Here is a 13,569-nt window from a genome sequence, read left to right as displayed (position 1 = left end):
GGGACACAAACGAACGGCGCCCGTGCGATACCCGATTATCAGGTATCGCACGGGCGCCGTTCGGTGCTGCTTGCCGCCAACTACCCCTCGGAACAGAGGAGTGGCGTCGTCACCAGATGCGTACGCGCTGGTCGGGGGCGAGGTACATCGGATCGCCCTCCTTGACGTCGAACGCCTTGTAGAACAGATCCACGTTGCGCACGATGCCGTTCGTGCGGCATTCGGCGGGGGAGTGCGGGTCGATCTGCAGATACTGCTCGGCCAGCTCGTCGCGGTTCTTCGTGCGCCAGATCGACGCGTAGCTCAGGAAGAAGCGCTGCACGCCGGTGAACCCGTCCATCTCGGGAGCGGTGGCGAGCGACGCCTCGATCGCCTCGGCGGAACCGTCCTCGGCGCGGCCCGCGGCCTTGTCGAGCGCGAACGCATACGCCTTGAGTGCGATGTTCACGCCGCCCAGATCGCCGATGTTCTCGCCGATCGTCAACGCTCCGTTGACATGTGGGGCCTTCTCCGGCTCATCCGCGTACTTTTCCTGCAGCTGCTTGGGAACGAACGCGTTGTACTGCTCGATGAGCGCCTTCGTACGCTGCTCGAAGTTGGCCTTGTCCGTAGGTGTCCACCAGTCGTTGAGCTTGCCGTCGCCGTCGTACTGCGAACCCTGATCGTCGAAGCCGTGGCCGATCTCGTGGCCGATCACCGCGCCGATGCCACCGTAGTTGGCCGCGTCCTCGGCCTGCGGGTCGAAGAACGGCGGCTGGAGAATCGCGGCCGGGAAGACGATCACGTTCATCGTCGGCTCGTAGTAGGCGTTGACCGTCTGCGGGTTCATCAGCCACTCGTCCTTGTCGACCGGCTTGCCGACCTTCTCCAGCTGGTATCCGGTCTCGTAGAGCGAAGCGGCCATCATGTTCTCGGCGAGCACGGCGTCCTCGTGCACGTCCAGCGCCGTGTAGTCGCGCCAATGGTTCGTGTATCCGATCTTCAGCGTGAACTTGGAGAGCTTCTCGAGGGCCTTCTCCTTCGTCTCCTCGCCCAGCCAGTCGGAGTTCGTGATCGACACGCGATAGGCGTCGATCAGGTTCACGACCAGCTGCTCCATACGCTGCTTCGAGCTTTCCGGGAAGTGACGGCGCACGTACTCGCGGCCCACGTCCTCGCCGCAGATGCCGTTGACGAGGCTCACGCCACGCTTCCAGCGATCGCGCTGCTTCTTCGCGCCGGAAAGCACCTTGCCGAAGAAGTCGAAGTTCGTCCTGTCGAATGCGCGGGAGAGGTAGGAGGCGGATCCGACGATGAGATGCACACGGGCCCACAGCTTGAGATCGTCGAGATCGGCGGCGTCCCAGAACGCGTCAAGACCTTCCAGGAAGCTCGGCTCGTGGACGATCACGCGCGAGAACACCGCGCGCAAGTCGAGCGGCTGGACCTTGGCGGCGGCGGTCGCATCATAGCCGGCCTGCCATGCGTCGATCCATGCATTGAGATCGAAGTGGCTGAGCGTCGCGGCCAGATCGGCGTAGTCGGTGGGGTTGTAGGTCTTCACGGAATCGCGCGTGGCCACGTTGTCCCAATGATTCGCGGCGATCCTGGTCTCCACGTCGAGGAAGCGGGCGGCCATGTCGAGCGCTTCCTGACTCGGCGTGACGGTCACGTCCTGCGTGTCGTCGCCCTCGCCGTCCTCACCGTCGGTCTGCGACTTCGGCAGTTCGTCGTCGACGTTCGGATTGTCCTCGGCGGCCGGCGCGTAGCCGGCGTTGACGAGCTGGACGGCGACCATGTGCACGTAGGCGTCACGCACCGGGGCGTAATGGTCCTCACGGTAGTACGCCTCGTCCGGCAGCAGGATGCCGGCCTGCTCGATGTGCGCGATGTTGAGATCCGGGTTTCCCGGGTCGCCGTAAATCGGCAGCGCGAACACGTCGACGCCGGTGGACGCGTTGAGACGTCCGAGCGTACGGGTGAGCTCCGCCTTGTCCTCGGCGGCGTCGATCGCGTCGAGATCGGCCTTGATCGGAGCGATGCCCTGCTGCTCGATCAGATCGGTGTTGAGGAACGAACGGTACAGGGCCTGCGACTTGACGGCCGGGCAGCCGTCCTCATCCTCGAGGATGTCGCGGATCTGGTTCTCCGCGTTCTCGGCGAGCTTGTCGAACGAGCCGTAGCGGGAACGATCGTCGGGCAGACGGTACGTGTCGGTCCACGGGCCGTTCACGTAACGGAACAGGTCGTCGGAAGGCTTGATGACGCCTGAGAACGATGCCGGATCGATGCCGGACTTCAATGCGCTGGTCGCGCCGGTGGTTGCAGATGCTTCACTCATAACCCCCACAGTAGTCGCCACGGGGGAGCGGAGGCGGCGCCGGTCCGCCTGCCGCCCGTCGAATCAGATCGGCGAGATCCGTATCCAGTTAGTGGCGTTTGTTTGCATGCTCGTGTTCCCTCATACATATGGTCATCGGGAACGTGGTCTCCAGATAATCGGCCAGACCGTCGTGGATATGCTGTGCCATTACGATCGGAAGCATCGCTGTCCCTCTTTGTGCTGTCAGTGAAGTTCTGTTTCGAAGACGGATGCAGGTTGCCTGCAGTGAGGTACGCGACTATCCTTGAAGACAGGATTACAGGCTTACGCGTGGCTTGGATCCGATGTCGGTGACGCCCCCGCTGATCCGTTGGGTTCCGCTGTAAGAGTTGGAGCTGATGACGGTGACTGTGGGGGCGTACTGGTTTTCAGGTAGTCGATGCCGTATTTGAGGAAATCGTAGATCCTGATGTCCTTGCGCAACACGTAGTCAAGCTGTTTGCCGGCCGTGAGCATGCCTTTTGCGGTGGTTTTCAGCAGCATCTCGAGTTGGTCGACGTCGATTTCCGATTGATGAAGCAGAATGAGATGTTTGTAGGCATCATCGGGGAAAGCCTTGATAAGGCCATCGATGCTGGCGTCTGACAGCTTTGTGCGGCTATGCTCCCGTATCTTTCGGTCCGTGTTATTGAGATACGACTCCATTGAGGTCTTTGTCGCGATCTCCTGTTGGGTTCGTGGTCCCAACGGATCGTCGTAGCGGCGCAAGTAGTAGTACATGGGGACGCCGCCTTGTTTGAGCATCGCGTCCATGTATTCTCCTACGACAAGTTCGGGAGAGAACTGTTTGGTGCCGAACAGCACATCTTCATACAGATCGGACAAGGTCACCTTGCGCCCGTAGTCCATCACGCCCACGCCTACGATGACGTTCTTGTCGGGCGGTAGTTCGTCCATATGCGAGAGTTCCACGGCAACCACGCTTTCGGCGTCTTCCCCGGAATATGATGCCCTGTACAGTTGCCTGAGAATCTGGTTCAACACTTTCGGCGCATACCGTTGGTTGGTTTTCGCGATGGCCGCGTAGATCGGCGTGAAATCCTGCGTGCGGATGCCGGTCATCTCCACCACTTGGCTGTCGTTTACTTCGTAGCGGTTGGATGTGATCGTGTGATCGGCCGAATACTCCACGAAGATGAAGCGTTTGGCGATCTCTCTGGCGCGGCGTTCCCCTGCACAGGACGCGATCGACGAAATGATGTCGCGGATGTCCTGATCGTTCATCGAATAGCCGAGGAAGATGATCGGGTACTCGCCGAAGATGGTGAGGATCTTCGATGTCAGGTAATCGCGGTGTTCGCCGAGTCGCTGGTAATCCCGTTCGTCGATGACCATCGATTCGGGGTCGTCGGCCGAACCGTGGATCTTGTATATTTCGCCGATGCCCATGAGCGGTGAGAACAGCAGATCGTCCTGTCGCACGTACACGTCGTACTTGGGGAAGACCGATTCCATGAGGGAGTCGTAGTTGGTGGTGATGACGCCGGCCACATGGCGTGTCGCTCTGCGCAGGACCTCCAGTTCTTCGGACAGCTGCGTCGGTTGGAAGGCCTTCAGATGGTCGGCGATGTACACCTTCATCGGTTCGATGCCGGACTCGAACTCCTCCTGATGCGCTTCGACCCATGCCGCATATTCCGGACGATTGACCGCATCGAGGAAATCCTTTTCCATCAACGTCGCGATGCGTGGATAGACCGTGTTCTTCCTGCCGTCGCCCTCGGCGGAGGCGGCGAGTTTGTACTGATAGTACGGTTTCATCGGTGCGCCTGCGCTTTCGCACACCCATTTGAGCAGACCGTCCCAATCCTCGGATCCCATATATCGGCGGGAGATGCCGGAACCCACGAACAGGAAGGGGACGCGATTGACTTCGGTGAGCAGGCGGAGCACCGTGTCGCGCGCCTACGTATTGAAATCCTCGGTCATCGTCATCCCCTTTTTCGATCCCCTGCTGCGCATATCCCATGCTACCTCGGCGCTCGGAGGCGAGTGGGGGCGAAGTTGATTGTGCCGCGGCAGCAGATTACAGCAGCGTGAGCTGGCGGTGGATGACCGTGTCGTTGCCCTTGTCGGTGACGTCGGTCCAGTCGACCGAGCCGAAGCCGCGGCCGGCGTGGCGATCCGTGTAGCGGTGCATCCATTCGAGGCACTGCTGGGTCTGGATCGCATCGCTCAACGCGCGGTGCTCCTCGTTGTCCGCAATGTCGAAGCGCTGGATCAGATCGAGCAGACGGTGGTGGCGCTGCGAGGGGAACAGCGTGCGGCTGATCTGCATCGTGTCGTAGTCGACGCAGGAGAACGGGGCGTCGAGCACCTTGCGCGCGTTCCAATCGAGGAAGCGGATGTCGAAGCTCACGTTGTGTCCGACGATCGGCTCGAACGGGACGGCGGCGATGGCGGCGGAATCGTCGGCGTCGGTGTCGCTATCGGAATCGGGCTCGTAGGAGGCGTCCGGGTCGGTCGAGACGCCGGCCGACAGCCATGAGACGAACCGCGGCAGCACCTCGTCGATCGTCGGCAGGCCGGCGACCATCTCGTCGGTGATGCCGGTGAGCTTGACCACCTGCGCGGGAATCGGGCGCAGCGGATTCACCAGCTGCTGGAACCGGTCCACGATACGCCGGTCGCGCACGCGCACCGCACCGATCTCCGTGATCGAGCAGCTGTTCGGGTAGAAGCCGGTGGTCTCCAGATCGAGCGTCACATAGTCCGCGGGGAAGCCTGCCGTTCCCGCGCGGCCCTCGGTCGGGGGATCGGCGGAATCGTCGGCGCGGCCGAACGTGCTGATGCCGGAAACGGTCACTGTGTGCTCCTTCACTTGCAATGCGTCATACGTGGGGTCGCGGGCCCTTCTGCCGAGTCGCGTCATGCGTGCCACGCCCCTGTAACCGGACAACACCGGCCAGGGCGGCCGGGCGCTACCCTGAAATGCTCAATCCATAGTAGATGCACGAGTAGATGCACACATGGAGGCCGACGTGTGACCGACTCGGGCATCGGGCTATATTGGTGAACCATATCGGACGCAACGGAAGACGAAGACAGGAAACGAGAGGAGACGAGCGGACCATGACACGGATCGTAGCGGGAATCGTGGCACATGTGGACGCGGGCAAGACCACGCTGTCGGAGGCGCTGCTGTACCGCACCGGAGAGATCCGCAAACTCGGCCGCGTGGACCACGGCGACGCGTTCCTCGACACCAATGCGCTCGAGAAGGCGCGCGGCATCACGATCTTCGCGCATCAGGCGCTTGTCGAGCACGGCGATCTCAAGCTCACCCTGCTCGACACGCCCGGTCACGTCGACTTCGCCGCCGAAACCGAACGCGTGCTGCGCGTGCTCGACTACGCGATCCTCGTCGTCTCCGGCATCGACGGCGTGCAGGGCTACACCGAGACGCTGTGGCGACTGCTCGGACGGTACGACGTGCCGGTGTTCCTGTTCGTCAACAAGTCCGACGCCCCCGGATTCGATCGCGATGCGATCCTCGCGCAGCTGCACGCGAGGCTGAGCGACGCGATCCATCCGCTGCCGGCGATCGATGCGGATCCGTCAGGCGACGGAAGCACGGCGGTGCCGTTCGGCGACGAGATCGAGGACATCGCCGCGTTGGACGAGCAGGCGATGGACGAGTACTTCGACGCCGGCGCGATCACGCTCGAGCGCGTGCGAGCGATGATCGCCGCACGTGAACTGTTCCCCGTGTTCTTCGGATCCGCGTTGAAGCTCGACGGCGTCGAGGAGTTCCTCGACGGGTTCGCCGCATACGCACGTGAGCCGCAATGGCCCGCCGACTTCGGCGCACGCGTGTTCAAGATCTCGCACGACGACAAGCACAACCGTCTCACCTGGCTTCGCGTGACCGGAGGCGCGCTCAGGGCGAAGTCGCTGGTCGACACCGGTGCGGGGTCGCCCGGCGTGGATGGGGATGCGTCGCAGGAATCGGGATCATCGGGATCGATAGAGAAGATCGATCAGGTGCGCGTCTACAACGGCGCCCGATTCGACATCGCCGCCGAACTGCCGTCCGGATCGGTGTGCGCGGTCACCGGGCTGGAGCGCACGTTCCCCGGCGAGGGGTTGGGCATCGAACCGGATGCCGAATCGCCCGAGATGCAGCCGGTGCTCACCTACACCGTGCTGCCCGCCACAGCCGGTGCCGATTCCGTGGCAGGCGGCGAATCCGCGGGAGGCTCGGCGGATGAGTCCGTTCCCGCGGATCGCCCGCGCTTCGACGACCTCACCCTGCATCGGGTGCTCACCGCGCTGCGCGAGCTCGAGGACGAGGACCCGCTGCTGCACGTCGTGTGGGTGGAGCGCGTGCAGGAGATCCACGTGCAGCTGATGGGCGCGGTCCAGCTGGAGATCATCCAGCAGACGCTGCATGAACGCTTCGGACTGGATGTGTCGTTCGGCGCCGGGTCGATCCTGTACCGGGAGACCATCACGAAGCCGATCGAAGGCGTGGGGCATTTCGAACCGCTGCGCCACTACGCCGAGGCGCACATCCTCCTGGAGCCGGGCGAGCCGGGCAGCGGCGTGCACGTCGCCTCCGCGTTGTCAGTGAACGAGCTCGACCGCAACTGGCAGCGCCTGATCCTCACGCATCTGACCGAACGCGAGCATCTGGGCGTGCTGACCGGCTCGCCGCTGACCGACGTGAAGATGACGCTGGTGGCGGCGCGCGCGCATCTGAAACACACCGAAGGCGGCGATTTCCGTCAGGCCACGTACCGTGCGATCCGTCAGGGGCTGATGGAGGCGCGATCCGGCATCGTCGGTCACGCGGTCGTCGGAACGGATACGGTACGACCCGAATACGAGATCGACGAGGATGAGGAGGCGCAGGAGACGAACGATGCGTCGGGAGCATCGAAGGCCACGTCGTCGAACGGGACTGCAACGGACGTCGACGCACGTGACGAGGCGGTCGCGCGGATGGCGAAGGCCGTGGCCGTGAACCCGGGCAACTGCGTCGTGCTGGAACCGTGGTATCGCTTCCGACTCGAAGTACCTCAGGACATGCTCGGACGTGCGATGGCCGACATCCAGCGCATGTCCGGCACGTTCGATCCGGCCGTCACGGACGGCGAGTACGCGATGATCGAAGGGCTCGCTCCCGTCTCCGAGATGCGTGACTACGCGATGGACGTCAACGCGTACACGCACGGTCGCGGACGCTTCTCCGCGACGTTCGGCGGCTACCGGCCGTGCCATGATCAGGCGCGGGTCATCGAACAGGCCGCGTACGACCCGGAATCGGACCTGGACAACACGCCCGACTCGGTGTTCTGCGCGCACGGCGCCGGCTATCCGGTCAAATGGTACAAGGTGCCCGAATTCATGCACCTCGACTACGCGACGGCGTGATCGAGGCTCGCGGAATCACGCCGTCATGCCACGTAGTCACGCTGCTGTCACGCCGTCACGGGATCTGCGGGCGGATCAGGTCGTTCGACTCGAGGAAACGTTGCACGTCGCGCAGCTCGTCCATGTTGATCGAATGGGCCATGCCCGGGTAGATGTGTTCGCTCAGCGTGCCGTGGGCACGCCAGAACGCGCTCATCGCCGCCACATCGGCGTCGGGGAAGATGTCGTCGATCGACCCGTGGCCGTAGAAGACCGGCGGTTGTGAGGCCTCGAGCGCCTTGTCGCCGTCCATCACGCCCGGCGCGAGCCAGCCGGAGAAACTCACCGCCGCCGCATAACGGGCGGGGTCGAAGCGCAGCATGTGCGCCGCGAGCAGGCCGCCCTGAGAGAAGCCCAGCGTGACCACCCTGCGATCGGCGGGGATGTTGGCCTTCACCCACTCATCGATCGCGGCGGCCGCATCGTACGCCTGACGGGTCAGCGACTCGCCCTCCGGCACACCCTCGTGCGCCCAGTCACCGAACCACGTGTAGCCCATGCCGTACGCGATCGGGGCCTGCAGACTCGCGAAATCGGCCGAACCCGCACCACAGTACCGCAGCAGGTCGGGCAGATCGTACTCGTTGGAACCCCAGCCGTGCAGCAGCACGAACACCGGATCAGGGAAGTGGGAGGAATCGGAACCGTTCAGACGCGTCAAAGCCTTGGTGATCTTCATGATTGCCAAGTGTAGGCGTCGAATGTCGCCGACCCATAACATTCCATAACCAACACATATAGCAACGCCCTGTTCCTGCGCGTCGATCTGCGTTATCGTCATAACCAACCGCACGGGAACACCCCGAACAGGCGGTACAGCCACAACAAAACCACGCAACAACAAACCGCGCGACACACACGATAGGGGGTGCGCAATGACCAGGTTCAACACTCAGCTCGTACACGGCCTTCCGATCGGCGACAACGCCACCGGCGCCGTGAACCCGCCGATCTACAACTCGACCACATATGCTTTCGACGAGGTCGGCGCCATGCCCCGCTACGACTACGCGCGCAGCGGCAACCCGACCCGCGAGTTCCTCGAGCGCCAGATCGCGCAGCTCGAGCACGGCACGCGAGGGTTCGCGTTCGCCTCCGGCCTCGCCGCGATCCATGCCACGCTGAGCATCTTCGAGCCGGGCGACCGCATCGTCGTCGGCAAGAACATCTACGGCGGCACCTACTCGCTGTTCCACGACTACTTCTCCCGCTGGGGGCTGACGATCGAATCGGTCGACACCCATGATTTCCAGGCGCTCGAAACCGCGGTCGCCGGGGATCGCGAGCACGGCGTCTCGCCGGCCAAAGCCGTCTACTTCGAAGTCCTGACCAACCCGCTGCTCGACGTCAACGACGTGCGCGGCATCGCCAACATCGCCCGCCGCCACGGGGCGCTGACCATCGTGGACAACACGTTCGTCACCCCGTACCTGCAGCGTCCGCTCGACCTTGGCGCCGACATCGTCATCCACTCCGCAACCAAGTACCTCGCCGGACATTCCGACGTGAACGCCGGACTCGTGGTGACGCTGAGCGAGGAGATCGGCAACAGGATCTACTTCGCGCAGAACCGTTTCGGAGGCGTGCTTGCCCCGCTCGAATGCGACGCGGTGCGCCGCGGCATCCAGACGCTCGCGCTGCGCATGGACCGTCAGCAGGCCAACGCCAAGTCGATCGCGCAGTACCTGCTCGCCCATCCGCTGGTCAAGACCGTGCACTATCCCGGGCTGCCCGGACATGAGGACGAGCTGCGCGAGAAGGGCCTCAAGGGCGCCGGCGGCGTGCTGAGCTTCGAGGTCGTGCCCGGCGTCGACCCGGCCGACGTGCTCGACAACCTGCATGTGTTCCGGCTGGCCGTCTCGCTCGGCGCGGTCGAATCGCTCGCCGAACTGCCGTGTAAGATGACGCATTTCGAACTGCCGCGCGAAGAGCGCCTGAAGGTCGGCATCACCGACGAACTGGTGCGTCTCGCCGTCGGCATCGAGGACGAGGCCGACCTGATCGAGGATCTCGGCCAGGCCTTCGACATCGCGTACACGAAGTACATCGAACGTCACTCCGACGTCGACCTCTTCGCGCAGCTCACCTCGGGCGTCTTCGCCTGAGTTCGCGGGTCGCATAGGATTTCGTCGTCGACGGGTTGGGGGATCCGCCGGCGACGACAAGGGGAGAAGAACCATCCATCACCATGACAGAAAGGGGATTGTCATGATCAGTGCCAAGGTACGTGTCACGACGGGCACGGCCGCCGGAGCCTTCCGAATGATCTGGCCTGTGGCCGGCTCGTGTACCGGTCATAGGCGTTAAACTCACAGATTCCTGTCGCTAGGGCATCGGCAGGAATGGAAGGCCGCTGTCGGCGCGATCATTTCCGCACAGGCCTCACAGTCCTGTAGAACCTGTAAAACCTGTAAAACCGACGGACAGGATTCCCGTCCCGTGATCCTGTCGGGCTCCAACCCATCCCGATGTCCGTATTCGAACCGATGCGTGCGTGCGTTGCCGTGGCGCATGCACGCATCGATTCGACCATAGTCGACTGTAGTTGACTGTAGTTGACCGTACAGGTCGACTACTATGTCCAGTCTCGTTTAAGAATTCGTACTATTCCTAGCATTCCAACAGTTTTCCACATCCGCTATAGGCCTTCGTCACTTGCGTACGACGGAGGCCTATAGTCTTCTCTTATAGCGTCATCGGACGAATCGTGATATCCCCTCGCCGGTTCGCGCACGAGGGTTTGCTATGGTTCCGTCACAGTACGTACAGTGAATTCCACCATTCGCCGTGAATCGTGAATGCCGTCCGGTGTCGTCCGGTGTCGTCCGGTGCGCCGCATTTTGGTGTATCGCATTCGATCCGGCGATGAGAAAAGAGGGAACCGATGTCGAAGTTCGCCACGCAGGCCATCCACGCGGGCTATGATCCGGAAGACCATGATCACGCGGCCGTCCCTCCCGTATACGCTTCGGCCGCGTTCGATCTGGGCGATGCGGCACGTGGCGATGCGCTCGCCGCCGGCGACATCGACGGTTTCGAATACTCGCGTGTGGCCAATCCCACCGTCGACGCATTGGAGCGTCGACTGGCGGCCTTGGAGGGAGGCATCGGAGCCGTTGCCGTGGGATCCGGCATGGCGGCGGTCACCTACGCGCTGATGTGCGTGGGCGAGGGCGGCGGCCGCATCATCGCCCCGTATGATCTCTACGGTGCCAGCGTGGACGCGCTCGGCGACTTCCTGCCCCAGTTCGGCATCCACGCGGATTTCGTCAACGACATCAACGACCTCGACGAGGTCGCCTCGAAGATCGGCCCGGATACGCGCGCGATCTTCGCCGAGACCGTGGCCAACCCCTCCACCGAGGTGCTGGACATCGAACCGCTGGCCGATCTCGCACATGAGCACGGCATCGCCGTGATCGTGGACAACACTGTCCCCACCCCGTATCTGCTGCGCCCCATCGAACACGGTGCCGACGTGGTCGTCCACTCCACCACGAAGGGCATCACCGGACATGGCAACGCCATCGGTGGAGCCGTGATCTCCGGCGGATCGTTCGACTGGGCCAATGGCAGATTCCCGCAGTTCACCGCACGCCAGCAGGTCATTAGCGACGATCGTGCCGGCGAATGGCACAGCTTCGCCGAGAAGTTCGGCAAGGCGGCGTTCATCAAGCGCATCCGCATCAAGTACCTGCGCACATTCGGCGCGGTGCAGAGCCCGTTCAACGCCTACCTGTCGCTGGTGGGACTGGAGACCCTGCCGCAGCGAGTCTCGCAGCAGGTCGCGTCCGCCACTCGCATCGCCGAGCATCTGACGCGCACGCCCCACGTGGTGAAGGTCAACTATTCCGGGCTCGGCAACACCCCGCAGTTCGAGCTGGTCCGCAAGTACTTCCCCAACGGCATCGGACAGATCCTGTCGTTCCTCGTGGATGGCAGCGCCGACAACGTCCGTCACATCATCGACGGCGCGAAGCTGTTCTCCTACGTGCCGAACATCGGTGACGCACGATCGCTCATCGTCGACCCGGCGCACATTACCCACCGCGAGGTGCCGATGGAGGCGCGCATTGCCGCCGGCGTCACCGACAACCTCATCCGCCTGTCCATTGGCCTCGAGGACCCCGACGATCTGATCGCCGACCTCGACCAGGCCATCGCCGGCGCATACTGACGGCCGAGTGTCTCTGTGGTTCCGTAGATTGTTAGATCCTTCGGTTCCCGGTGCTCCCTTGGTCCCCTGACTCTATGGGCTTCTTCGGTTCCCTAGTTCCTTTGGTTTTCTTGGTTTCTTTGGTTTCTTTGGTTCTTTGGTTCCTTGGCTCCTTAGTCCTATTGGCTTCTCGGTGCTTTGGTTCTTTCGGTTCCTTGGTTCCTTATCCTTATTGGCTTCTCGGTTTTGGTTCCTTTGGTTCCTTGGGGTTCCGTGGTTCCTTGGGGTCCAAGTCTCCTTGGCTTCTTGGTTCCTTGGGTCTCCAAGTCCTTGGTTTCTCGGTTCCTTTGGCACCTGTTCCCTCCTCAGCGTCACTTATTCCCGAGATTCCTCCAGTGCGCGGGAATAGGTGACGTTGACCTTAAGTCAGCGTCACCTATTCCCGCTGGGTGCGCTAATTTCGGTAATAAGTGACGCTGAGGTCGAAGGAACAGAGGGAATGGGGGAGGACCGGGGGATCGACGTTGGCTGACCGGGGGATCGACGTTGGCTGACCGGGGGATCGGCGTTGACCGGGGGATCGGCGTTGATGAAGTCACCTTAGTTTCGGTACTTCGGCGGTGACCAGCTTGCTCTCAAGTCGTTGCGGTACCATCACGTCCTCATAGAATACGTGAACAACGGATGCGACTCCTTGTGATTTCAGGGACCGTTCCCGCTCGCGTTCATAGGCGAGCTTCGACTGGAGATTGGCTCGATTCGGGTTGCTGTTGTCGCGATATTTCGCCACGCCGTCGTATTCGGCGACGATGATCCTTCCATCGGCTAGCTTCCAGCAGAAATCAGCGCGATACGGCATGGAGAAGTTATCGGGATTCTCGAATTCGACCTGCAGCAGCGGCTCCGCGAAACCCTGTTCGATGATTCGTCCCCGCATCAGCGACTCTCCGCCGTTCTCGCTCAGAGGATTCGCCCATCGCAACAGTTCGGACACGGCCTTCTCATTACAGACGGTCTGAATCATCAAAGTCCGTACATCTGTGATGGTGACCAATTTCATACGCAATGCGGAATCATAGATGGCCAGAGCATTGGCGAACGGATATTCGGCGCAATCGATCAGCGTTCTGGCGGGCGACGTCAGGAGGAAGCGATTGGAATGTATCCAGGCGGGGATTCGTTTCATGTAGATGCGATGAAGTCTGTCGTGATCGCCGCTCTTGACGCCACTGGTGCTGGCGATATGGGTCGTGCCGTCGTGCAGCGAATACGAATGCTGAAACCCGTACAGGCATGCGGCGCTCAATCCGGCGAACACCCATCGGGGATGAAGGATGGACAGCGACCGGATCACATGCAGCGATTGCTCCTCGGCATTGAGGGAGTTCCAGTACCCGGTTTCGGCATATAGATTTCGGTATGGCGAGATCAATTCGCCGACGACCAGCCGTCGTCGGCATGCTCGGCGAATGGCCGGGTCGCTTCCGATGACACAGCGGTGTTCCTGCTGCGCCGTCCGCATCATCGCGATGAGTCTTTTGTGTTTCTTCATGGAGGTGACGTTACGAATGCGCCGACCATGATTGCAACCGGATCGGGGAATGTGGACGAAACCTCGATTCCGTGAGAGATTGTG

Annotated in this window: 8 protein-coding genes; 3 read left to right on the top strand and 5 right to left on the bottom strand. The window is 62.2% G+C overall.

Translation table 11 applies throughout. The features are described 5' to 3' along the window. Positions 1–109 precede the first annotated feature (109 nt). From BCAL_RS02345 to BCAL_RS02335, 3 genes are all read right to left on the bottom strand, one after another. Positions 110–2,320 (bottom strand): M13 family metallopeptidase, encoded by a 2,211-nt coding sequence (locus tag BCAL_RS02345; protein ID WP_043164921.1) that lies wholly within the window; start codon positions 2,318–2,320, stop codon positions 110–112. Between the two features lie 306 nt (positions 2,321–2,626). After that, positions 2,627–4,210 (bottom strand): SIR2 family protein, encoded by a 1,584-nt coding sequence (locus BCAL_RS02340; RefSeq protein WP_152600311.1) that lies wholly within the window; start codon positions 4,208–4,210, stop codon positions 2,627–2,629. A 178-nt stretch (positions 4,211–4,388) separates the two neighbouring features. Continuing rightward, complete coding sequence (locus BCAL_RS02335; protein WP_052119047.1) at positions 4,389–5,168, bottom strand: 3'-5' exonuclease; 780 nt, start codon at positions 5,166–5,168, stop codon at positions 4,389–4,391. Between the two features lie 266 nt (positions 5,169–5,434). Between BCAL_RS02335 and BCAL_RS02330 the strand changes: the two genes are divergently transcribed. After that, positions 5,435–7,738 (top strand): GTP-binding protein, encoded by a 2,304-nt coding sequence (locus BCAL_RS02330; RefSeq protein WP_043164925.1) that lies wholly within the window; start codon positions 5,435–5,437, stop codon positions 7,736–7,738. A 55-nt stretch (positions 7,739–7,793) separates the two neighbouring features. On the opposite strand, the gene BCAL_RS02325 is transcribed toward BCAL_RS02330, so the two are convergent. Then, a complete protein-coding gene (locus BCAL_RS02325) occupies positions 7,794–8,456 on the bottom strand; it encodes an alpha/beta hydrolase (protein ID WP_043165022.1) in 663 nt (220 codons plus the stop codon). A gap of 196 nt (positions 8,457–8,652) precedes the next feature. On the opposite strand from BCAL_RS02325, the gene BCAL_RS02320 reads away from it, so the two are divergent. Next, a complete protein-coding gene (locus tag BCAL_RS02320) occupies positions 8,653–9,882 on the top strand; it encodes a trans-sulfuration enzyme family protein (protein WP_043164927.1) in 1,230 nt (409 codons plus the stop codon). Between the two features lie 779 nt (positions 9,883–10,661). Beyond that, positions 10,662–11,954 carry an O-acetylhomoserine aminocarboxypropyltransferase/cysteine synthase family protein gene (locus BCAL_RS02315; protein WP_043164928.1) on the top strand — a complete coding sequence of 431 codons (1,293 nt, stop codon included), beginning with the start codon at positions 10,662–10,664 and terminating at the stop codon, positions 11,952–11,954. A 574-nt stretch (positions 11,955–12,528) separates the two neighbouring features. Here BCAL_RS02315 and BCAL_RS02310 read toward each other — a convergent pair. After that, entirely contained in the window at positions 12,529–13,485 is a 957-nt protein-coding gene (locus tag BCAL_RS02310) for a type IV toxin-antitoxin system AbiEi family antitoxin domain-containing protein (protein WP_043164929.1), read from the bottom strand. Positions 13,486–13,569 lie beyond the last annotated feature (84 nt).

It is taken from the genome of Bifidobacterium callitrichos DSM 23973, assembly GCF_000741175.1.
Taxonomy (GTDB): domain Bacteria; phylum Actinomycetota; class Actinomycetes; order Actinomycetales; family Bifidobacteriaceae; genus Bifidobacterium; species Bifidobacterium callitrichos.
Note: the sequence above shows the minus strand (reverse complement) of the source record. Positions and strands in the feature narration are given on the sequence as shown.